At 54.3% G+C, this 22,476-nt stretch carries 22 protein-coding genes, 1 tRNA gene and 2 pseudogenes; 15 read left to right on the top strand and 10 right to left on the bottom strand.

Features of this window, described 5'->3' with window-relative positions; all coding sequences use genetic code 11:
• Positions 1-12 precede the first annotated feature (12 nt).
• The 6 genes from AC4IE7_RS12265 to AC4IE7_RS12240 are packed head-to-tail and all read left to right on the top strand — an operon-like array spanning position 13 to position 5,273.
• The gene (locus AC4IE7_RS12265; protein WP_490777131.1) at positions 13-315 is read left to right on the top strand and encodes a hypothetical protein; all 303 of its coding nucleotides are present in this window, start codon (positions 13-15) and stop codon (positions 313-315) included.
• The gene (locus AC4IE7_RS12260) at positions 312-1,442 is read left to right on the top strand and encodes a hypothetical protein (protein ID WP_490777130.1); all 1,131 of its coding nucleotides are present in this window, start codon (positions 312-314) and stop codon (positions 1,440-1,442) included. The genes AC4IE7_RS12265 and AC4IE7_RS12260 overlap by 4 nt, the downstream gene beginning before the upstream one ends.
• Before the next feature lie 3 nt (positions 1,443-1,445).
• Entirely contained in the window at positions 1,446-1,928 is a 483-nt protein-coding gene (locus tag AC4IE7_RS12255) for a phage baseplate assembly protein V (protein ID WP_490777129.1), read from the top strand.
• Positions 1,928-2,251, top strand: a complete 324-nt coding sequence (locus AC4IE7_RS12250; protein ID WP_490777128.1) for a PAAR-like protein — start codon at positions 1,928-1,930, stop codon at positions 2,249-2,251. Before AC4IE7_RS12255 ends, AC4IE7_RS12250 begins: the two co-directional genes overlap by 1 nt.
• Positions 2,248-2,610 (top strand): GPW/gp25 family protein, encoded by a 363-nt coding sequence (locus AC4IE7_RS12245; protein ID WP_490777127.1) that lies wholly within the window; start codon positions 2,248-2,250, stop codon positions 2,608-2,610. The genes AC4IE7_RS12250 and AC4IE7_RS12245 overlap by 4 nt, the downstream gene beginning before the upstream one ends.
• A complete protein-coding gene (locus AC4IE7_RS12240) occupies positions 2,607-5,273 on the top strand; it encodes a putative baseplate assembly protein (protein WP_490777126.1) in 2,667 nt (888 codons plus the stop codon). Before AC4IE7_RS12245 ends, AC4IE7_RS12240 begins: the two co-directional genes overlap by 4 nt.
• Here the strand turns inward: AC4IE7_RS12240 and AC4IE7_RS12235 are convergent.
• Positions 5,246-5,467, bottom strand: a complete 222-nt coding sequence (locus AC4IE7_RS12235; protein WP_490777150.1) for a hypothetical protein — start codon at positions 5,465-5,467, stop codon at positions 5,246-5,248. The genes AC4IE7_RS12240 and AC4IE7_RS12235 overlap by 28 nt on opposite strands.
• Here AC4IE7_RS12235 and AC4IE7_RS12230 point away from each other — a divergent pair.
• Positions 5,396-5,548 (top strand): annotated as a pseudogene (locus AC4IE7_RS12230) (hypothetical protein); the annotation flags it as partial. The gene AC4IE7_RS12235 and the pseudogene AC4IE7_RS12230 overlap by 72 nt on opposite strands.
• A gap of 321 nt (positions 5,549-5,869) precedes the next feature.
• On the opposite strand, the gene AC4IE7_RS12225 reads toward AC4IE7_RS12230, so the two are convergent.
• Positions 5,870-6,115, bottom strand: coding sequence for a hypothetical protein (locus tag AC4IE7_RS12225; RefSeq protein ID WP_490777149.1), 246 nt, complete (start codon positions 6,113-6,115; stop codon positions 5,870-5,872).
• Between AC4IE7_RS12225 and AC4IE7_RS12220 the strand changes: the two genes are divergently transcribed.
• Positions 6,092-8,698 carry a putative baseplate assembly protein gene (locus AC4IE7_RS12220; protein ID WP_490777148.1) on the top strand — a complete coding sequence of 869 codons (2,607 nt, stop codon included), beginning with the start codon at positions 6,092-6,094 and terminating at the stop codon, positions 8,696-8,698. The genes AC4IE7_RS12225 and AC4IE7_RS12220 overlap by 24 nt on opposite strands.
• Positions 8,699-8,775: 77 nt before the next feature.
• Here the strand turns inward: AC4IE7_RS12220 and AC4IE7_RS12215 are convergent, their stop codons facing one another.
• Positions 8,776-8,961 carry a hypothetical protein gene (locus AC4IE7_RS12215; RefSeq protein WP_490777125.1) on the bottom strand — a complete coding sequence of 62 codons (186 nt, stop codon included), beginning with the start codon at positions 8,959-8,961 and terminating at the stop codon, positions 8,776-8,778.
• Between the two features lie 36 nt (positions 8,962-8,997).
• Between AC4IE7_RS12215 and AC4IE7_RS12210 the strand changes: the two genes are divergently transcribed.
• Together AC4IE7_RS12210 and AC4IE7_RS12205 are read left to right on the top strand one after the other, a co-directional pair.
• A complete protein-coding gene (locus tag AC4IE7_RS12210) occupies positions 8,998-11,292 on the top strand; it encodes a hypothetical protein (RefSeq protein ID WP_490777124.1) in 2,295 nt (764 codons plus the stop codon).
• 11 nt (positions 11,293-11,303) lie between these two features.
• Positions 11,304-12,911 carry a DUF6519 domain-containing protein gene (locus AC4IE7_RS12205; RefSeq protein ID WP_490777123.1) on the top strand — a complete coding sequence of 536 codons (1,608 nt, stop codon included), beginning with the start codon at positions 11,304-11,306 and terminating at the stop codon, positions 12,909-12,911.
• 370 nt (positions 12,912-13,281) lie between these two features.
• Here AC4IE7_RS12205 and AC4IE7_RS12200 read toward each other — a convergent pair whose 3' ends face one another.
• The 4 genes and pseudogenes from AC4IE7_RS12200 to AC4IE7_RS12185 form a co-directional block, all read right to left on the bottom strand.
• Entirely contained in the window at positions 13,282-13,431 is a 150-nt protein-coding gene (locus tag AC4IE7_RS12200) for a type II toxin -antitoxin system TacA 1-like antitoxin (RefSeq protein ID WP_490777122.1), read from the bottom strand.
• A 51-nt stretch (positions 13,432-13,482) separates the two neighbouring features.
• Positions 13,483-13,758: pseudogene (locus AC4IE7_RS12195) on the bottom strand (CRISPR-associated endonuclease Cas1); the annotation flags it as partial.
• A 120-nt stretch (positions 13,759-13,878) separates the two neighbouring features.
• Positions 13,879-14,127: a CRISPR-associated protein Cas4 gene (locus tag AC4IE7_RS12190; protein ID WP_490777147.1), complete on the bottom strand. Its 249-nt coding sequence runs from the start codon at positions 14,125-14,127 to the stop codon at positions 13,879-13,881.
• Positions 14,128-14,146: 19 nt separating this feature from the next.
• Positions 14,147-14,317 (bottom strand): type II toxin-antitoxin system RelE/ParE family toxin, encoded by a 171-nt coding sequence (locus tag AC4IE7_RS12185; RefSeq protein ID WP_490777121.1) that lies wholly within the window; start codon positions 14,315-14,317, stop codon positions 14,147-14,149.
• A gap of 129 nt (positions 14,318-14,446) precedes the next feature.
• Here AC4IE7_RS12185 and AC4IE7_RS12180 point away from each other — a divergent pair, with 129 nt between their 5' ends.
• From AC4IE7_RS12180 to AC4IE7_RS12160, 5 genes are all read left to right on the top strand, one after another.
• Complete coding sequence (locus tag AC4IE7_RS12180; RefSeq protein ID WP_490777120.1) at positions 14,447-14,680, top strand: hypothetical protein; 234 nt, start codon at positions 14,447-14,449, stop codon at positions 14,678-14,680.
• Positions 14,681-14,900: 220 nt separating this feature from the next.
• On the top strand, positions 14,901-15,980 hold the full coding sequence (locus AC4IE7_RS12175; RefSeq protein WP_490777119.1) for a type IV toxin-antitoxin system AbiEi family antitoxin: 1,080 nt from the start codon (positions 14,901-14,903) through the stop codon (positions 15,978-15,980).
• Positions 15,943-16,791 carry a nucleotidyl transferase AbiEii/AbiGii toxin family protein gene (locus AC4IE7_RS12170; protein ID WP_490777118.1) on the top strand — a complete coding sequence of 283 codons (849 nt, stop codon included), beginning with the start codon at positions 15,943-15,945 and terminating at the stop codon, positions 16,789-16,791. The genes AC4IE7_RS12175 and AC4IE7_RS12170 overlap by 38 nt, the downstream gene beginning before the upstream one ends.
• Before the next feature lie 261 nt (positions 16,792-17,052).
• Positions 17,053-17,388, top strand: coding sequence for a helix-turn-helix domain-containing protein (locus tag AC4IE7_RS12165; protein WP_490777117.1), 336 nt, complete (start codon positions 17,053-17,055; stop codon positions 17,386-17,388).
• Positions 17,385-18,662 (top strand): type II toxin-antitoxin system HipA family toxin, encoded by a 1,278-nt coding sequence (locus tag AC4IE7_RS12160; RefSeq protein WP_490777116.1) that lies wholly within the window; start codon positions 17,385-17,387, stop codon positions 18,660-18,662. The genes AC4IE7_RS12165 and AC4IE7_RS12160 overlap by 4 nt, the downstream gene beginning before the upstream one ends.
• Before the next feature lie 205 nt (positions 18,663-18,867).
• Here the strand turns inward: AC4IE7_RS12160 and AC4IE7_RS12155 are convergent.
• The 3 genes from AC4IE7_RS12155 to AC4IE7_RS12145 form a co-directional block, all read right to left on the bottom strand.
• Positions 18,868-18,944: transfer RNA gene (locus tag AC4IE7_RS12155), tRNA-Met, on the bottom strand.
• Between the two features lie 541 nt (positions 18,945-19,485).
• Positions 19,486-20,934 (bottom strand): NADH-quinone oxidoreductase subunit NuoN, encoded by a 1,449-nt coding sequence (gene nuoN, locus AC4IE7_RS12150; RefSeq protein ID WP_490777115.1) that lies wholly within the window; start codon positions 20,932-20,934, stop codon positions 19,486-19,488.
• 30 nt (positions 20,935-20,964) lie between these two features.
• Entirely contained in the window at positions 20,965-22,476 is a 1,512-nt protein-coding gene (locus tag AC4IE7_RS12145; protein WP_490777114.1) for an NADH-quinone oxidoreductase subunit M, read from the bottom strand.

The following is a 22,476-nucleotide window of genomic DNA, read 5'->3' as shown; positions in this document are numbered from 1 at the left end:
AGGACACTCACCATGTTTGAACCCAGCAGCCGCTACTTTGAACTTGAGACCACCACCCTGACACTGCCAAACGGGCGCGAGGTGCGCTATGTGCGCCGACGCTTTCTGCCGCCGCTGGCAAGCGGGACGGTCTTTGTCGAACACACCGTAACCGAAGGAGAGCGACTCGACCACATCACGGCCCGCTATCTGGGTGATCCAGAACTCTTCTGGCAACTTGCTGACATCAACAACGCCATGCAGGCAGAAGCGCTTGTTGCCGAGATCGGGCGCAAGCTGAGCATCTCATTGTTGCCAGGATCAATAACGCCATGAATCTCCTCGGCCTGCATCTGCAACTGCTTATTGGCGAGACGGTGCCGACACCGGCACCGCTAAAGGTCAATGAGGCGCTGGACAGTGTCGAGGTGACCCATAAGGACGAAGGCCGCTCCGGTTTTCAGTTGGTGTTTCAAATCGGCCGCGGCGCTTTCGATCTCAGGGACTATTCGTTACTCAAGGAGAACCGCATCAAACCCTTCAACCGGTTGCTGTTGAATGTCCTGTTCGGTGTCACACCCCAGCCGATCATGGACGGCATCATCACCAACCATCAACTGGCACCCGGCAACGATCCGGGCACGTCGAAACTGACCCTGACTGGCGAAGATGTGAGTGTGATGATGGACCTGGAAAAGCAATCGCGAGCCTATCCGAATCTCTCCGATGAGCTGATCGTCTTTTTCATTCTGCTCGACTACCTCGTCCCCTATGGCATGCGCCCTGATGTAGAGTCGCCAGCAAGCTCTGAGACGCGAACCGTCGCGCAGCAGACGACCACCCAGCCCAATAACAAGACCGATCTGGAGTATCTGACCGAGCTTGCCGGCAAACACGGCTTCGTCTTCTATGTCGATCCAGGTCCCGTGCCTGGCACCAACGTAGCCTACTGGGGATCGCCTTCTCGCCGCGGCAGAACCCAGGGAGCACTCTCGGTCAACATGGGCCCGAACACCAATGTGGAATCGATCAGTTTCAAATACGACGAAATAACCCCCAAGAAGATGACCTTCACCCTGGAGAACGGTAATGAGGAGACCCTTGATCGCTACTCACGAACACCACCGCTGGCCAGCCGTATTCCCACTGCCCGCAAGCGTGACTTCCTCACCCGCCCGGACGGCATGAGCGACACGGGAGCGAGAGCCAAAGCGCAAGGGGAGGTCGACAAATCGTTCGACCAGGTGGTGAAAGCTAACGGCACTCTTGACGCGCTGCGTTACGGCCGCATCCTCAAGCCCCGCGGTCTGGTCGACGTGCGCGGTGCCGGGGAGCACTACGATGGCACCTACTACGTAAAGAGCGTGACCCATAAGATCGATGTGCGTAAAGGCGAATACAAGCAGACCTTCGCGCTGACCCGCGAAGGCGTCGGCACCACCACCCCATTTGTGAGCACCTGACCCATGTTCTACGGCAAATATCGAGGCACTGTCGTCAACAACCTGGACCCACAGCAGTTGGGACGGTTGCAGGTCATGGTGCCGCAGGTGCTGGGAAGCAGCCGTCTCAGTTGGGCCATGCCCTGTGTGCCCTATGCCGGTCCAGGAGTGGGTTTCTTTATGCTGCCACCGGTCGATGCACGAATCTGGGTCGAATTCGAGGGTGGTAATCCCGACTATCCGATCTGGGTCGGTGGATTCTGGGATCAGTCGAGCGACATACCGGCCAGTCCGCCGCTGGCAGAGAAGAAGATCATCAAGACCGATACGGCGACCGTCTCTCTCGATGACACGCCGGGGGCTGGCGGTATCACCATCGAGACAACAGCGGGCATGAAGATCTTGCTCAACGCCCAGGGCCTGGAGATCGATAACGGGCAGGGTGCGACGATCAAGCTGCAAGGCCCCAAGACCGCCATCAACGGCACAGCACTGGAGGTGACCTGATGCCCGGTTTCATTCTCCACCAGGGAGCCACCGTGCTCTGCCTGCACGCTGGGCAGGCGCAGCCGACCGTGACCAATCCACGGGTCAAGGTCAGCGGGCAGCCAATCGTTACCCAAACGACGATACACACCGTCGCCGGTTGCACAATGCCTCCGCCGCCCAATGGGAACGGGCCCTGTGTCACTGCGCAGTGGGTCAGCGCAGCCACACGGGTTAAGGCCAGCGGGACACCGCTGCTATTGCAGAACAGTCAGGCGATCTGCACACCCACAGGCACCGGCCTCAATGTGATCGCCACCCAACTGCGAGTGAAAGCGACATGATCAACATCGACTACCCCTTCCATTTCGACGATCGCGGTCGCACGGCCCTCACCGACGATGACGACCATATCCGCGACATGATCGAGCAGTTTCTCTTCACCAACCCTGGCGAGCGGGTCAACCGACCCGAGTTCGGCGGCGGTCTGCTTAATGTCCTCTTCGAGCCCAACAGCGAAGCGCTCGTCTCGACACTGCAGCGCACCGCCCAGGCGGGACTGCAGCGCTACTTGGGCGACCTGATCACGGTGCAGGTGTTGGTCGCCTCCACCGAGGAGTCGACGCTGCGGGTCAACGTCCGCTACATCGTGCAGCGTAATGGTGAGGCACACACGGCAAGCTTCGAGCGGGTGGCATCATGACAATTACGAATATGGTCTGCCAGACCGAGCAGCGCCGCCATCAGGTTCGGCAGCAGAATTACAACGGGCTCGACTATCTCGAGGTCAGCGACGATCAACTGATGCTGACGGTCTACTTTCTCGGACCGGCGCCGGAGAATCTGACGATTGATAACTTCGAGATCAGCGGTGGTGAACGCATCCGTGACATTCAGATAGTCGATTTGGTGGTCTGCCCGCAACACGACCCGGAGCTGGACAATTGTATTGTTCTAACACTCGACAGGCCGGGAGACTTCTCCACCTATCAGCTCTGTCTGGTCAATCTGCCGCAGGAGAGCCTATTCGACCCGCGCTATCTCTGCCTCTCGTTCAATTTCAAGCTCTCATGTCCCAGCGAGCTGGACTGCAAGCAGCAGAAAATCTGTCCTCCTGAGATCTATCCAAAACCAGATCTCGACTACCTGTCAAAAGATTACGCGAGTTTTCGGCAACTGATTCTCGACCGGCTCTCCGTGGTCATGCCGGATTGGAGCGAGCGCCATACCCCCGACCTCGGCATTACTCTGGTGGAGATCCTCGCCTATGTCGGAGACTATCTCAGCTACTACCAGGACGCTGTCGCCACCGAAGCCTATCTCGATACCGCCCGCCAGCGTATATCAGTGCGACGACATGCCCGCCTGGTCGACTACCTGATGCACGAAGGGTGCAATGCTCGCACCTGGGTCCACATCGATACCTCTATGGACTGCACATTGCCCGCAGATCAGATCTCATTTATCACCACCTTCGCCCGCGCACCAGAGGTTGAAGATCGTCTGTTGACCTGGGATGACCTGAAAGCAGTGCCCGACCACCATTATGATGTTTTCGAACCCCTGCTCGAAACGCCAGACGGGGAGATCCATCTCTATCAATCCCACAACGAGATTCACTTCTACACCTGGGGGAACAGGGAGTGTTGTTTGATGCGAGGCGCCACTAGCGCCTGGCTCATCGACGGCACAGCTGCACCACAATCCCCCGCGGGGACGGAACAGCCTGCAGAGACACCAACCACCACTACCCCAAACGGTGCATCAGCAGATGAACCGGAGGCGAGTGACGAGCAACCCTGCGAGGACGATACCACGCCAGACGAGCCACCCCCAGCCACACGCAGACTCCATCTGCAACCCGGTGATGTGTTGATCTTTGAAGAGGTCATTGGCCCGAAAACCGGCGACCCCGACGATGCCGACCCCACCCATCGTCACCCGGTGCGACTCATCAGGGTCGACCCGGTCATCGACCCGCTCAACGGCTTGCCGCTGCTGGCGATCACCTGGTCGGAGGAGGACGCCCTGCCCTTCCCCCTCTGTCTCTCCGTTGTGGGGCCAGCCCCGGAATGTGCGTTGATCGAGCATGTCACGGTGGTCCGGGGCAACCTGGTGCTCAGCGATCACGGACGTCGCCTCGACGAACCTGAAGCCCTCGGCTGTGTGCCGACAGAGAGTGAGACCACGAGTTGTGTTCGTGAGGGACGCCCTTCTGATCCTGTCCCCCATCCTGGACGCTTCAGCCCCATCCTCAGTGAGAGCCCGCTTACCTTCAGTCAGCCGTTGCTAACCGAGATCCCGGCCACGGAGATGCTGCATCAGGAACCACGTCTGGCACTGCCCTGGATCAGACTCTCCAGCTGGCCGGATCCCGACTGCCACAACGATGGACCTGATGATTCAATCGCCCAACCCGCAGACATAGAGACAACACCCTGGCAGACCCGGCGGGATCTGCTGGCAAGCCATGACAATGAGAATCACTTCGTCGTCGAGATGGACGACCGACGCCGTGCCCATCTTCGCTTTGGAGAGGGCGAGTTGGGCAACCAGCCGCAAAGCAATCACCGCTTCGAAGCCATCTACCGCATCGGTAATGGACCCCAGGGCAACATCGGTGCGGACAAGCTTCTGCTGGTTGTCTCCGATACCACTGTCAGCGGTCTCAGCCTAAGCCCCCGTAATCCCCTGCCGGCAAGTGGTGGTACCGCTGCGGAGACGGTGTCTGATGTCAAGCTGTTCGCCCCACACGCCTTTCGTCAGCAACTTGAGCGCGCCATCACCCCGGAAGATTACGCCGAACTGGCTGCCCAGCATCCAGCGGTACAGCGTGCCGCCGCTGAGCTGCGCTGGAACGGCAGCTGGTACGAGATGCGTGTCGCCATCGATCCGCTGGGAGAGACGGTAGCCGACAGTGAACTCCTCAACGAGGTCGAACAGCACCTCTATCGCTTCCGCCGCATCGGACACGACTTGGCCGTCCTGCCGGCACACTATGTGGCGATCGATCTGGTGCTGACGATCTGCATCAAGGCCGGTTTTCTGCGCGGCGATGTGCGGCTAGCCCTTCTGAAACGTTTTAGTAGCGACTCTCTGCCCGATGGCACTCTGGGCTTCTTCCATCCGGACGCACTGAGCTTTGGTCAAAGCATCTCTTTGAGTCGACTGGTGGCAGCAGCACAAACCATCCCCGGTGTGGAGAGCATCAGGGTAACGAGACTGCAGCGGCTCTTCGAGGGGCCCAACGGCGAGATCGAGCAGGGGGTGCTACCCATCGGGCCGTTAGAGATTGCACGGCTCGACAATAATCCCAACTTTCCGGAACACGGACGTATTCAGTTTGAGCTGCGAGGTGGACGATGAAAGACCCGACCTGTGGCTGCTGCCAAGGCACCGAATCCCTGACTCCCCAGTCGACCGCCAACCGTCCCGGTCTCACTGCCTTGAGTTATAGGGTGGGGACCCATGGGAGCTTTTTCGAATCGATGGTGGCACGTCTCACCAGCCACCGCCTGGCGGATGGCAGGCGTCCCCTGCTGCAGTTGAAAACCCGCCAACGGGACGACCCCTCCCTGGCCCTGCTCGACGCCTGGGCCAGCATCGCCGATGTTTTGACCTTCTACCAGGAGCGTATCGCGAATGAGGGCTACCTGCTGACTGCTACCGAGCGGCGCTCGATTCTTGAGCTGGCGCGGCTGGTGGGTTATCGCTTGCGTCCGGGAGTCTCCGCCACTGTCTTCCTCGCCTTCACGCTGGAGGATGAGTTCGAGATCGAGATCCCGGCCGGCACCCTGGCCCGCAGCCTGCCGGGTCCCGGTGAACTGCCGCAACCCTTCGAGACCGATGAGCCGCTGCAGGCCCGCAGCGCATGGAATGCCATCTCCCCACGCCTGTCACGCCCCCTCTACCTCTTGCCAGAGAGCGGATTTACCGAGGCGCGAGACCTCTACCTCTCCGGCTCAGCCACCGACCTCAAGGTCAGCGATGCCCTGGTGATAGTGCAAGACAATCTGGCCGAGGCCTACGCTGTACAAGCGGTAGAGATGGATAGTGCCGCCGAGCTGACAACACTGAGCTATCTGCCCTATGGCACCGTTACTGCCCTTCCCGGAGGCTCCCCCACGCCCGGCACCACCACCCTGGAACCGGCCTTGACCCGGCTGGCCGAAGTGGTGAGGGGGTTGCGTAAAGCGCCCTCCCTGCAACCGCCCAGCCGCTTTCAGCTCCCCCGTTCAGCACAGCTGACCTACGGTGCCAGCTCCGATCTCGGTCCCCGTCTGCTGACCCGCTTCAGTCCACGCCTGCGGGAGACCCTCTACACCGCCTACGCCAACGCGCCAGTGACAGGCGTGAACCCCGACGATTTGGCACAGGTCGAGGCGTTTCGCGTCAAGACCGCCCCCTTCGGCCACAACGCACCGCTCGACCTGGTTTATGAAGACAATGTCCTGGTGGGAAGAGAGGAGTGGAGCCTGGCTGAGTTCAAGTCAGCGCTCGGATTGAGCTTGAGTTCCTCTGATCCAGACATAGCGGTGGATACCGCCTTTGTTACACCCTTTGATATCAATGATGAGTTCCCTCCACTGCAACTTCACATCTCCAATGCGGATGGAATCAACACCCTACCGGAACTGGTGGTGTCTCTGGACGAATTGGATTTAATAGATCCCGACAACACTATCTACGAACGCACATACCAGATTGCGCATACCACAACCAGGGTTCACGTCCGCGTCGCCTATGGTGGTGAAGGAACAGACTGGACTCTTCTTGGAATTGCTGTGCAATTCGAGAACGATAGTCAGCAACGAACTATCCAGATTCAAGGGAGACCTCATGTAGGAGCGACGGTGATGGGGACAATACCCAGTGGTGTCAGCTTCTTCGAAGTGATTGTCACTGGCATGAGCGCTATTCCAATAACCAGCGGCCAGACTATCTCCAAACCCATACCTGGGGAGAGCCGGCAAGTCACCATCTCACTGGACAGTGCCCGCTCACGCTTGCAGACCACCCTCGATGAATCGAACTTCGCAGTTAACAACACAACCTTCCGTCTGCTCTCTCTCGATGCCACCTACGATGACATCACAGTTGGCAGTTGGGTGCTGATCGATCGGCCCGACAGAGAGCCCGAGCTACACCGGGTGCAACAGGTAAATGTCCTGTCACGAGTCGATTACGGCATCTCTGCGAAGGTGACGCAACTCCTGCTTGACGGTGAATGGCTCGATCATATGGACAGCTCCCTCTCTTTGCTCCGCTCAACTACCGTCTATGCGCAGAGCGAGATTCAGGATCTGGCCGAGGCGCCCATTGAGGAGGATGTGGGCGGCGACGAGATCGAACTCGATGGTCTCTATGAAGCGCTCGAGGCGGGACGCTGGGTGGTGGTTGCAGGTGAACGTAGCGATGTTCTGGATGAGAACGAACAGATCATCGAAGGGATCGAAGCCAGTGAAATAGCCATGTTGGCCGGCGTGGAGCACAAGGTGCAGATCGTCACTGCCCCCAATGGCAACCCGATGGAGCTACCGACCGACACCCTGCACACAAGACTGCTCCTGGCCGAAGAGCTGGCCTATCGCTATCGACGCAACAGCGTCAAGATCAACGCCAACCTGGTCAAGGCCAGCCACGGTGAGACTCAGAGAGAGACCCTGGGCAGCGGCAATGCTGCGCAACCTTTCCAGTCATTTACTCTGGGAAAGAGCCCGCTCACCCACACCGCAGCCCCCACTCCTGAGGGCGTTGAGAGCAGCCTCGAGGTACGCGTCAACGATATCCTCTGGCCGGAGGAAAAGACCCTGCTCTACCTGGACGACACAGCGCGGGGTTACCAGACCAAGCGGGATAACGAAGGCAACACCAGCCTCATATTTGGTGACGGTAAGCGGGGTTCCCGTCTGCCCACCGGGGTTGAAAATATCACCGCTGTCTACCGCGCGGGCATCGGTAAGGCGGGCAATGTGGAGGCAGCTAAGATCAGCGCGCTGGGTTCCCCGCCACTCGGAGTCAAAGAGGTGGTCAATCCCCAGATGGCCTCCGGCGGCGCCGACGCTGAGAGTCGTAACCAGGCCCGCCGCAACGCCCCATTGGCTGTGCTCGCCCTCGACCGTCTCGTATCGGTGGAGGATTACGCCAGTTTCACCCGCACCTATGCCGGCATCGGCAAAGCCCATTCCGTCAATCTTTCCGACGGGCGCGTCAATCTGATCCATCTCACCATTGCCGGTGAAGATGACCAGCCCATTGAGCTGCAATCGGATCTCTATCGGAATCTGTTGCGCTCCCTCGATCGCTTCGGTGACCCCCATCTGCCGCTGCAGGTAGCGCTCAGAGAGGTGCTCTTTCTCTTCATTAGTGCGCGAGTGAGGATCCATGAGGCGTATCTGTGGGAAAAGGTCGAGCCCGCCATCCGCGTCGCTGTGCTGGCGCATTTCAGTTTTGATCTACGAGAACTGGGGCAGGACCTTCTGCTGAGTGAGGTGATCGGTGTCATACAGGGCGTTGAAGGTGTCGATTATGTCGACGTCGATCTGCTGGATGCGATCGCTGAAAGTGAGGCCGAAGACCCAGAGGTGCTGGCGCAGAAACTGGCAGATCTGGCCACTTCGCAGACGCCCGGGTCAGCGGGCGGGAGGCTCTGTGACACCACCACCCAACCAAAACAGCGCATTCTTGTCGACCTGGCACACACCGATCCGATCCTGGGTATTCGTCCGGCACAGCTCGCCTACCTGAATCCCGAGCTCCCTGACACACTCATTCTGACGGAGGTGAGATGATGAAACGCCACCCGGACCGACTCTTTAACCTGCTGCCTGTCGTCCATCGTCAGCGCGATGCGGAACAGGGCTATCCGCTACGCGCACTGCTGCAGGTGATTGGTGAACAGGTCGAGATTGTCGAGGATGACATCGATCAGCTCTACGAAAACTGGTTCATCGAGACCTGCGAAGATTGGGTTGTCCCATACCTGGCCGATCTGATCGGCTATGAAGCCGTCCATGAGGCGGGGCAGCCGGGCGAGATCGGAACGGAACAGCATCGAGCCCTGAACAAGATCCTCATCCCGCGCCGTGAAGTGGCAAATACCATCCGTAACCGACGCCGCAAAGGCACACTGGCTCTGCTCGAACTGCTGGCCCATGATATAGCCGACTGGCCAGCCCGAGCAGTGGAGTTCTACCAACTGCTGGCCTGGATGCAACCCCTCAACCACCAGCGTCTCAATCGCGGGAGATCGGTGGAGTTGCGTGACCCGCTAGCCCTCGAGCGAATCGATGGGCCATTCGACAGTGTCGCCCATACGGTGGATGTACGCAGTCTGAGTTCCTGCCGTACCCGGGGACGTTACAACATCCCCAATGTGGGGCTCTTCGTCTGGCGCCTGAAGGCCTACCCCATCAGCTGGGAACCTGCCTACTGTCACGAAGACCTAGGCTCGCACTGCTACACCTTCAGTGTGCTGGGCAATGATGCCCCTCTCTATACCAAACCGAGTCCGGAACCCTCGCCGTATCATATTGCCGGACCTTTGAACCTACCCATACCCATCAGCCGCCAGGCCCTGCGACACCACCTGGAAGACTATTATGGCAGCGAGGGGAGCTTTACCATCTGGGCAGACGGCTGGGACGGTCAGGATCTCTCAACCCCAATACCCTGCGAGGCGCTGGTGGTGGCAGACCTGAGCCACTGGCGCTATCGGCCACAACAGGATCAGGTAGCTATAGACCCAGAACTGGGGCGGATTGTTTTTCCGCCCCGGCAACTACCGACAAACGGGGTCTGGGTAAGTTACCACTACGGTTTCAGCGCTGACATGGGTGGCGGTGAGTACAATCGCTCACCAACCCAACCGGATGGGGCGGTCATCTACCAGGTAGGCCGCGATCAAGCCTTTGAGCGAATCAACGATGCCCTGGTACGCTGGCGCGATGAAGCACCTGAGCACGCGGTGGTGGAGATCACCGATGGCGGTGTCTACACCGAACAGATCAATATCGATCTGAATGAGGGACAGAGCCTCCAACTCCGCAGCGTGAACGGCAGACGTGCGCTGCTGCGCCTGATGGACTGGCACACAGCGCGTCCCGATGCCCTCTCGGTACTCGGGGCTGTCGACAGCCGCTTCAAGCTCGACGGTCTGGTGGTGGCAGGGCGAAGCGTGCTGTGTCGAGGCGAGCTCGCTGAGGTCACTCTCCGCCACTGCACACTGGTGCCGGGCTGGACCATCGATCCCGACTGTGATCCACTGCGTCCCGCCGAGTCGAGTCTGCAACTGATCGACACGCAGGCACAGATCACTATCGACCACACCATCCTCGGCTCCATTCAGGTGAGCCAGGATGAGGTGACCAGCGATCCGATCAATATCCATATCCACGACTCCATCCTCGATGCAACCAGTGCGGAACGGGAGGCCATCGGCGCCCCAACCTGGCCACTGGCCCATGCGGTTCTGGTCATCGAGCGAACAACTGTCTTTGGCACCATCGAGACACACGCCATTGACCTGGCGGAGAACAGCATCTTCCTAGGCAGGATAAAGGTGGCCCGGCGCCAGCGCGGCTGTATCCGCTTCTGCTATGTCACGCCCGGTTCACGCACTCCCCGCCGTTACCGTTGCCAGCCCGACTTGGTGGAGCAAGCACTGAAAGCTGCAATACCCAAGGAGGCAATAGGCCCACCCGCAAACGTGCCTGTGGTAATCGGTAACGCTGATCCGGGTGTGACACCCATCAGCTGTGCGGAGTCTGAGGGTGCCTTCAACCTGCAACTGGAGCTCCATACAAGTAATCCGACTCCCGATATCAACGATATTGTGATCTATACGCTGACAATCCATAACAACGGCCCCCGAAACGTGAGCGGGATAGAAATCACTATAGAACCGCCTGTGCTTGCCTCAAATGAGTTAGCGGAGTGTATACAAGGTGAAGATTTCTCGTTCAGTCAAGGAGAGATCCAAGAAATTAACGACCAACCGATCTGGCTAGTGGGAGACCTGGAGGCAGGCAAGCATGCCGTGTTTAGTGTTCCTGTCGAGGTCATTGGCGAGTGTGCTCCTCCCGAAGTGGGGGCCGCCATCACTGCCTACACCTGGCTGGATGACGGTCAGGATTACATCGCCAGTCTGGTCGAACGAGCCCGCGTGCGGGTCAAGCCTCGTTTTACAAGTACTCGCTACGGAAACCCGGGCTACGCCCAGTTGGTGCTCGACTGTTGCAGTGAAATCACCCAGGGCGCGGACGATGAATCCGAGATGGGCGTATTCCACGACCTGTTCCAACCTCAGCGTAGGAGTAACCTGGAGACCAGGCTCGAGGAGTTTGTGCCGGCGGGTATGGACATTGAAATCATCTTTTCAAATTAGGAGAAGGAACCATGAAAGGCGACTTCAGCCGCAATACATTCGAACAACGCCATCACTTCGCCCGCGTGCTGATGCAGCAAGGCCGTGTTCTGATTGATGCCGACTGGAATGAACAAACTTCAATCCTGTTGCACTACATCAGAACGCTTGCCTCAGACCTGATTGGACATCACGGTGGGCCAGGTAATGGGTTCTCTATTAGCTGCAGTGACGACTACTCCTACGATTTCGAGATAGCCTATGGTCACTACTATGTGGATGGCATTCTTTGTGAGAACGAACCCCATTTCTTTTGCCCTGCTGGTGAGAGTCCTGAACCCTTAACATACACAAGTCAGCCCGATTTTCCGCTTTTTGTAGAAGATGAAGCAAGGTTGACCGGGGATACATCCTATCTTGTATACCTCGATGTCTGGGAGCGACACTTGAACCACCTTCAGGCCAACCATATTCGCGAACCGGCATTAGGCGGACCCGATACGGCAAGCCGTGCCCAGGTTATCTGCCAGGTAAAAACTGTGGAGATACCTGAAGACTTACTGTATTTAATCAGCTGTCCTGAACTTGAAAGTTCCCTGCTGCCAGAGAGAGAAGCGCCTTGCCTGAGAGCCAGGGCACGAGTTGAAGTAGCCCCTGACGATCCCTGCATAATACCGCCGGAAGCGCGTTTTCGTGGCGCGGAAAACCAACTCTATCGTGTTGAAATCCATGATGATGGAAGTGAAAATGCAGCCAGTGGGAGTGCAAGTTATAAATGGTCGCGTGATAACGGCTCGGTGGTATTCGGTATAAGGTCCCTGCAGGGAAGCATGCTGACCCTGGAGTCGTTGGGGCCGGATGATCGGCGCAGTATCAAGGAGGGAGACTGGGTAGAGATCGTCGATGACGTGTCGGTCTTGCGCTCAATCTCCTACGGACTTTTCCGCGTATTGACTGTCGATCGCGTCGGGGTCACTGTCACTATTGAGGTGCCTGAAGGTACGTTTCTACCCGTTTTCGATGAACAGAGCACCACCCATCCGATCCTTCGCAGATGGGATCAGGGATCAGACGCAATTCCTCTCGAGCCGGCTAAATGGATAGACCTGGAGGATGGGGTGCAGGTCTACTTCGAATCTGGCGGTACATACCAGACAGGTGACTTTTGGCTTATCCCGGCTCGCTCAACAATTGGTGATGTTTTGTGGCCTAGTGAGATAGGCCCAGATGGCCTCAGCATACCGGCTGCCGTTACACCACATGGAATCGATCACCACCAAGCTCCCTTGGCCATTATCTCTGTTGATGTTAACGGTATTGTGAGCTGTGAAGAACACTGCCGCTGCAACATAAATCCGCTCTGTTCAAACGCACAATTCCAAAATCCACCTGATAACACTGGACGTCAACCCGAACGGTATCCTGTTAATGAGATAAGTGGCGTAGGAGAGACCTTTGCGTTACGGCTTGGTGCTGCAAATATTGTCGACGCAACTGAACTTATTCGGCGCGAACCAGAAGAGCTAGCCAGGATTATGGCGCCATCCGGCAATCGCCCTATCCCAATCGATAGGGTTGAGAGAATTATCGAGAATGCCAGGCTTTATATTGAAGAAGTCGACAGAAATGATACTGAATAACCAACGTGTGACTTGCGAAAAAAGGCGTCTGTTAATGCTAATGTATATTTCCAGATGGTAGTTGATCCTCTTGCCTTGCAAACGATGTTATTAAAAAAATAATCGAAATGATGGCAAAGAAGGAATTCTGGATGATAGACGGATTACGATATTAGAGGTTGCAAAAGCAGCAGGAAATCACTGCAATTGGCTTTTTTGTTTTTTGATTGGTAGCGGGGGCTGGCTTCACACGCTATTTTCCCTGCGTCTGAGCATTGAGGAGCGCCATCCTGGAAAGGGATTCTGGAAATAAGCCCTTAGGCGCGCCAAAAACTAAATTTTAGTGCAAAAAACAGCCTGCTATATCAGGAAAACAGCTCAGCCACGGTTTTCATGGGCAGGTAATGACCCGCCGGGCATCTTTTTCTATCAGACGCACGATATATTCCGTCAGGCTTTTGGTACCTAAAAGCGCCGCTGCCTTCTCCGCCGCCGCCTTGATCTCATCGTCAATGCGCATGTCTATACGTGATGTAGTCATATCCACCACCTTTCATTCAATACAATGTGCTTATGCAACATAAGCAGCGATTCAAATCTTTATACAGCACATTTCCGTACACATAAGAAAAGAAAGGTGGGTACACAGAGGTCCAGGGTGGTTGATGTCCTGTTCACCATCCAATCGCGATGAGGTTGGCGCGCATCCAATCCACGTTAGGGTTGGTCGGGGTTGAACAGCAATCTGTTCACGGTTGATCAGAGTAATAACGAATCGATCTGCCCAGGGAGCGCGAAACTCCTCCAGCAGATCCAACGCGAGACTGAGGCGCCCGGGGCTATCCTGATGCAGAAAACCCACATAGGGATCTAGCCCTACTCCTTAGTATTAGGGTTTTACCCGATGCCATCAGGGCACGCGCCGCCTCGACGGTCTGCTGCGTAGCTGCGCGCAAGACCTCATCGAATGGGACGGCTACCCGTTTCCTCATCTGCCATTACCACAAAGCGCCACTATCGATACGGATCTCCCGCATCTCCTCCAGACAGAGAGCTTGAGCGCAGAGATACTGCGTTCATAACTCACATCGCCCCTCTGCTCCGATTCATAGCTATCGACCCGCTCATGCAGCAACCTGCCATGAGCGGTAAACTGGTTCTCGGCCCACGCCTGTTCGATGTGGATCAGCGCAAACTGGCGCGGACAGTAGGCGTAGTACTGAAGGGCTGATATCATCAGCCAATCTGGTTCGGACTCAGGTTGTTGACTCATCTTCCCGCTCTACCTTGTGATGCCAGATCCGAAGAATCAGTAGTGAGTCTGATAGCACGGTATAACGCACAATATAGGGATGCAGTATCAGATCACGAATCTTCTCTGGGTCGGGCGCCCGCATAACTGGTGGAAAGCACATAATACGTTCCACGTCCCGTGCCTTCCGCCTTTATAAGGTTTAGCTTAACCAGCTTATCAAAATCCAGCTTCCTGGAAGCTAGACTGCGAGAAGATATGTTGCCGTATTCGCGTTGCCTGATACTGCCATGCTTTTCTATATATGCCAGTATTTGCTTGTGATGAGGTTCCAGGCGCGGCTAAGAATGGATGTCTCGGTTATCGGTTATTGCGTCTCGGTTATTGCGGTTATTCTGTTATTCTGATCCCAAAAGCCAACGGTTCCGATCAAGATGCTGCGGTAATTCAGCCATGGCAGGGATTGGTCATGCCGGATAGCTGGATGAACACCGATTGCTGGGGAAAACAGGTGAACTTTCGCTGGACTCAGTGGTAATCCGAGCCGGATTCAGGGCCACTGACCGGCTAAACTGCGCGTCATTCGCGGTCAACAACGGCTGAACTTGAGGAAAGAGGGTGTTTATTCTTCCTATACTCGTTCACAATAATCGCTTGTACATTAATAATGTACAATCTATAATTATGTACGTATGTTAGTTTCATTGACTTCCTGTTCATTATTTAAAACTGTATATTATTGATTTATAGAAATAATCATGTACAACCGCGACAAAAGCCAGGCAGAAACCAACATATTAAACCGAGCGATTTATGCTGTCGGACAAGAAACTGGCCTAAAACTGCATATAGACGAACTTCAGGTAAAACAGGACCGGCACATGCTTGATGCGGTACTGACGCTTGAAGGCCAAAATGAGCGGTTGGCTGCTGAGGTCAAGCGCTGGGCGCCACAGGCCAATCTCGGAGCTCTGATAAATCAGGTTCAGGCCTTACCAATGAGGGGCGTATTAGTCGCCGACTATGTCAATCCCATAATGGCGGAAAAGTTGCGTGAACAGGGTATACAGTTCATCGACACGGTCGGAAATGCCTATATAGATATGCCGCCTGTATATGTTCTGGTGACAGGGAAACGAAAACCGAAGCAGGAGGTAGGCCCTAAGGGTGACACCAATCGCGCCTTTGATCGAACTGGCTTAAAGGTTGTATTCGCTTTTCTGTGCCGACCAGAATTAGTGGCTGCACCCTATCGGGAGATAGCTGAAACGGCAGGTGTTGCCGTAGGAACAGTGGGCTGGGTCATCCAGGGATTAAAAGCTGCTCGATATATATTCGAATATGGAAACAAAAAAGGACGTGAACTCACCGATTACAAGCGTCTGCTTGACCGTTGGGTAGAGACTTATCCGGAAAAGCTACGCCCAAAGGTACACATTGGCGATTTCATTGCGGATGATCCGTACTGGTGGAAGAAGTTGGATATACAGAAGTTCCATGGCTACTGGGGAGGAGAGATAGCTGCAGCGCACTATACCCAATACCTAAAACCTGCTATCGCCACGCTTTATCTCCCCAAAGAGGCAAAGGCCAAGTTTATAGCCAAAACAAGGCTGAGGGCAGCTAATGAAGCCATGTTTAACGAAGATGGCAGAGTTGAGATCTACCAGCCATTCTGGCGGGATGCGACCTTACCCTTTATGGACATAGCAAAGCCTGGGTTGGTACCGCCAATACTGGCATACGCTGATCTAATCGCAACAGCAGACCCACGTAATATCGAAGCAGCGGGGATGATTTATGACGAGTACATCGCTCGACATAACCAACAAAATTGATCCCAACACCCTTGCTGTTCTTCAGTCGGTTGTGGACGCAGCTCAGCGCCTGGCTATCCCGCTGTTCGTCATCGGCGCGTCCGGTAGGGACCTGGTGTTGCATCACTACTATGGGGCGAGGATCAGCCGTGCAACCCAGGACCTCGATTTCGCAATTCAAATACCTGATTGGGCAGCCTTTGAATCGTTGAAGGCCGAACTATTGCAAGCTGGCTTTTCAGAAACAAGAACTTTACACAGACTAAACACTGCCCAAGGCGGCTGGATTGACCTAGTCCCCTTCGGCCCGATATCGAACGACGGTAGGGCCGTCGCCTGGCCCCCCAAGGGTGATGTGGTGATGAACATTCTTGGCTTCAATGAGGCCCACGAGAATGCGCTGCAAGTCAGGATCAATGATTCTCCTGCTACTGTCATTCCAGTGGTATCCCCAGTCGGGTTAGCCCTGTTGAAACTGGTCTCCTGGACAGAGCGGGAGCGTGAAAAACGGCCGAATGATGCTAAGGATCTCTTGTACCTCTGCTCCAACTACCAGGAGATTCCAGATGCCAAAGACGAGATCTATGGCATGGAGGACATGATGGAAGAGTATGACTGGGTGCTGGAACAGGGCTCTGCCTTTTTATTGGGCCGTGATGTTCGTGCTATCGCGTCTCCAGAAACGGACGCACATCTTCAACAGCTATTCAGCGAAGAAATCACGAATTACCCCCTGAGGGAACTGGTCAGGGAAAGCTGCGAAAACAGCAACCAGTTCGAAGAACACGAGGCAAGACTCAATGCCTTTATCGACGGCTATCGGAGTCAGTGAGTTATGACTTTAACCCAACCGAAAACAAGAGGAACAAGCAGTAACCATGTCTAAACTCACACTCTCCCAACTCGAAAGCCTGCTGCTTCGAGCTTGCGACGACCTGCGCGGCAACATGGACGCCAGTGAGCACAAGGACATATATGCTTCTTTTAATGATAAAACCGCTTTCCACACCAAAAAGCTACTTATATATTGCCAATACCAAATAAAGAAACTAATATGTTTCTTAATGGTAAATAGCAACATATACGTTTCATTATGAATTCACTACTCGAACAGATCAAAAAACGCCGTATCGCATTGGAACTCAAGCAGCACGATATGATGCTGCGCGTTGGTATATCGCGTCAGCAATATCAGCGTTTGGAATCCAAAGGCAACCCACGCCTTGATACCCTTGAACTTGTTGCCAAGGGGCTTAAAAGTGAATTACTGCTGATACCTCAGGAAAAATTGAATGCTGTGCTGGCGGTGCTGTCCGACGATAACCTGCCATCAACTGGGGCACCAACCAAGCCAAGCCAGACGGGAAAAGAACAAAGTAACCCACTGGCCGATGATCCATGGCAGGGGTTGCTGGAAGAAAATGAATGAGCACAGATAGCAATGATGAAGTAAATGTTCTACAGCTCTCAATTCATGGCGTGCTGATCGGTTATCTCGCAGGGTTTAAAAATGGCCGCAATGTATTGAGCATTGCAGACTCATTTAAGAACGATCCTGATCGCCCGACATTCAGCCTGATTACTCACCCCTCGTTCCCGAATGCAGCCAAGCTCATGGCTGAACCATGGGCACGGAATCAACGGCTGTTTCCAGTGCTTTCAAACTTGTTGCCAGAGGGATCATTACGTGAGCTGATCGCACAAGGCCTGAAGGTGCACGTTGATAACGAATTTCACCTTCTCTCGTATCTTGGCGAAGATTTGCCCGGGGCAATCGAAGCCACGCCTATGGATCCTAAAGATATTCCAGATTCTGTGCTAAACACGCACGGAAAAGCCAAGGCCGTAAAATTCGATAAAGTCACTCAAGAAAACAGGTTTTCCTTGGCTGGTGTGCAAATGAAGTTTTCCATGAAGGAAAAGGATGGGCGCTATAACTTATCCAAAGGTGATGTGCTGGGTGACTGGATTATTAAAACGCCATCAACCAAACACAAATTTGTACCACTGAACGAATACACTGCCATGTCGCTGGCGGGGATGGTTGGTGTTGATATTCCTGAGATCAAACTTGTTGAGCTGGATAAGCTCGATAACCTGCCACAAATTAACTTACCCGATGAAAAGCAAGCCTTTGCCATCAAGCGATTTGATCGTGAAGACGATCAACGTATTCACATGGAAGACTTTGCTCAAATTCTGGTGAAGTACCCGCACGAAAAATACACTTCCGCTAATTACGAGAATATCGGCAAAGTCATTTATCACTTTTCTGGCGACGGGCTGGCCGATGCGCAACAGTTCGCAAGGCGGTTACTGGTGAATATTCTGCTGGCGAATGGCGATGCACATCTAAAGAACTGGAGCTTTCTTTACGCCGATAAGATTACGCCACGGCTTTCTCCTGCTTACGATATCGTGACAACCAACGTCTATATCGAAAATGAAACCCAGTATGCGCTCAATCTCAGTAAAACAAAGGAATGGTATGTCGTATCAATGGCGCACTTCCAGATGTGGGCAGATAAATCAGGCATTCCATGGCGGGTAATAAAGCCACACTTGGATGACACGCTGAATAAGGCAAGGGAACTTTGGCCTGAAACACTCAAAGCACTACCGATGGAGGATGCCCATAAAGATGGTTTAAAAGCCCATTGGAGCAAGCTTCATGAAGATTTTGCAATTGATAACACAAAATAAGCCCATCGCGAGGCTAGTGGGCACTACCTGAAGTATTGCGAGATATCCGATAAGGATACCCATGGGTAGAGCTTGTTTTGCTGTATACCTGGGCAAGTTTTCTAGGTTCGAGGGTTTTCCCGATTGGTAAGCTTGGCTACTGGCAAGAGATCGACAGAAATAAAAAAGCCAGGGACTCGTAAGTACCTGGCTTTAATATTTTGATTGGTAGCGGGGGCTGGATTTGAACCAACGACCTTCGGGTTATGAGCCCGACGAGCTACCAGACTGCTCCACCCCGCATCAAGGAGGGGCATACTACCTGTGATGGGCTTAGATGACAACCCCTTTACAGAATATATTTAAGGTAAAACATTTAATTCGTTTTTAAATAAAAAACAGACCCGTTCTATTACAAAAAAACAGCTGGAATGAGATTCGTCCATCAATTGCATTGGCGCAGATTGTCAACAGCAATGTAGCCTGGATGGAGTGCAACGGAATCCGGGAAGATGGTGCGGTTGTACCCCCGGTGCTCCCACGAGGGAGAGGCTTGTAGGCTGGGTGTGAAAGTGATAGCACAGTCGCTGTGTATTGGGGTTACCTATCCCGGATTCCGCTTCGCTCCATCCAGGCTACACAGACCGCTTAACAATGTAGCCTGGATGGAGTGCAACGGAATCCGGGAAGATGGTGCGGTTGTCCCTCCGATGCTCCGATGTTCCCACGAGGCAGAGGCTTGCTGGCTGGGTGTGAAAGGGATAGCACAGTCGCTGTGTATTGGGGTTACCTATCCCGGATTCCGCTTCGCTTCATCCAGGCTACACAGACCAGGGAGGCGGGCTTAGCCGCCTATGGCATTGGCGCAAATTGTCAGCAGTCCGGCTGGAAATAGGCCTAGAACCAACATGGATAGGCCATTTATGGAGAGCATAACCTGGGTATCCACCCCTATTGAGAGTGGGGTTTCATCAACTGGCTGATCAAAATAGATCAGTTTGACGATGCGGATGTAGTAGAAGGCACCGATAATTGAGAAGGCAACACCGACCAGGGCCAGCCAGGTCAGATCCACGGAGACCACTGCATCAAGCACAAACAGCTTGGCAAAGAATCCCACCGTGGGCGGCACGCCTGCCATGGAGAACATAAGCAGCAGCATCATGCCGGCAAACCAGGGATTGCGCTGATTCAGGCCTTTCAAATCATCAATGTTATCGGCTTCGAATCCCTTGCGGCTAAGGGCTATGATAATGCCGAAAGCACCGGCAGACATCAGCGCATAGACCAGGGTGTAGAACATTGCTGCGGTATAACCTTCGTTAGTCCCCGCCAATATGCCGAGCATGATAAAACCGACATGAGAGATGGTGGAGTAGGCAAGCATTCGTTTGATGTTGCTCTGTGCAATGGCAACCAGGTTACCAACACCCATTGAGAGTACGGCGAGAATGATCAGCATCCCTTGCCACCCCTCCCAACCACCATTCAAGTCGGCCAGGCCATCTACAAGCAGACGCATTGCGAGGGCAAACGCAGCAATTTTGGGTGCGCTGCCGAGAAAGGCGACCACTGCAGTCGGCGCACCGTGATAGACATCTGGTACCCACATATGGAAGGGAACTGCGCCCAGCTTGAAGGAGAGCCCGATGACCAGAAAAACGATACCGAAGATCATCACGATCTGGTTCATATCGCCTTTGTCGACCACTTTGGCCAACTCATCGAATTGGAGTGTGCCGGTGGCGCCATAGATCATCGAGATACCGTAGAGCAGCATTCCCGAGGCCAGGGCACCCAGAACGAAATATTTCATCGCTGCCTCGGCACCATGGGCAGAATCCCGATTGAACGCCACCAGAGCATAGAGGCAGAGTGCAAGTAGTTCCAAGCCAAGATAGATGGTGAGAAAGCTGTTGGCGGAGGTCATGATGCTCATCCCCAGAACAGCGAACAGACCCAGGGTGTAGAACTCTCCTTTAAACAGGTCTCGTTCGCGCAGATAGTCCTTGGCGTAGAGAAATGTCATAAAGGTCACCAAATAGATGCCCACTTTCAGCACATCGCTCATCGGGTCGCGAATATAGCTGCCATCGAAGACGATCTGAGTCACTGGACTGGCAACCGCCAGGGTGATGGCCACGATAACCAGTAGACCAATCTGGCTGATGATGTAGCTGATGATACGCTGCTCTTGCCGCAGAAAGAGGTCAACCACGAGCACCAGACAGGCCAGGGTCAGCAAGGATATTTCCGGTAATACCGGTATCAGTTGTGTTGCATCAAATTGCATGATTTCGCTACCGAGTCGGGCTCCGTCAGGTTATAACTTGGAAACAGCAATATGCTGAATCAGGTTGTTGACAGAAGCATCCATCACTTCAACCAGGGGTGCTGGCCATAAGCCCAACAGCAGCACAGCCACTGCCAGGGTGCCCAACACAATGAATTCACGTCTGTTCATATCTTGTAGTGATGCCACGCCCTCTGAGGCTACATCACCAAAGACCACCCGCTTGACCATCCATAGGGTATAAGCTGCACCTATAATCAGCGTTGTCGCTGCAAGGAAGGCATACCAGAAGTCTGCACGGAAACTGGCCAGAATCACCATAAACTCGCCGACGAAACCGGAAGTACCTGGTAGCCCTGCATTGGCCATGGCGAAAAAGACCATGAAACCGGCGAATATCGGCATGGTGTGTACTACCCCACCATAGTCGTTGATCTCCCGACTGTGCAAGCGGTCGTAGAGTACTCCGACACAGAGGAACATGGCGGCAGAGATGAAGCCATGGGAGACCATCTGCACCATACCTCCCTCGATACCCAATACTGCACCACTGCCTTCATTATTCTGAGTGATCATAAAGACGATGAAGAAACCAAGGGTGACAAAGCCCATATGGGCGATGGAAGAGTAAGCAATCAGCTTCTTCATATCCTGCTGGATCAACGCCACAAAGCCAATGTAGACCACCGCAATGAGGGACATGCTGATAATCAACCAATCCAGGGAATGGCTGGCATCAGGGGTAATCGGTAGACTGAAACGGAGAAAACCGTAACCACCAATCTTCAGCATGATCGCCGCCAGGATTACTGAACCCCCAGTTGGCGCCTCTACATGGGCATCAGGCAACCAGGTATGAACAGGCCACATGGGTACCTTGACTGCAAACGCCATCAGAAAAGCGACAAAGATCAGAATCTGCTCGGTCAGACCCAGCTTTAGAGTGTGGAAACCCAGAATGTCGAAACTGCCCGACTGGAAGTACATATAGATCAGAGCGACCAACATGAATACAGAGCCGAAGAATGTGTATAGGAAAAACTTGATGGTAGCGTAGACCCGGTTTGGTCCACCCCAGACACCAATGATCAGGAACATCGGAATCAGCATCGCTTCCCAAAAGACATAGAAGAGCATCGCATCAAGGGCGGAGAAGACACCGACCATCACCCCTTCCATAATCAGGAAGGCGGCCATGTACTGAGAGGGACGGTATTGAATCACTTCCCAGCCGGCAATCACCACCAGTGGGGTGATAAAGGTAGTGAGAACGATCAACGGCATGGAGATGCCATCAACACCCATGTAGTACTCGATATTGAAACCAGGTATCCAGGGCACACGTTCAACAAACTGCATATCAGCAGTGGTGCTATCAAAAGCAAACCAGAGAGGCAGACTGACAATGAAGGTCAAAATGGCAATGGTCAATGCGGTCCACTTGGTGGCATTCGCCTCCCGGTCGCCACTGGCGAGTACCATAAAGCCACCTACTATAGGCAGCCAGACCGTAAGACTTAGGATGGGCCAATCGGCAATCAT

It is taken from the genome of Candidatus Thiodiazotropha sp. AKAK3 (genome assembly GCF_058244645.1).
The sequence above is the reverse complement of the archived record's forward strand: the minus strand, read 5'-3'. Positions and strand labels throughout refer to the sequence as shown.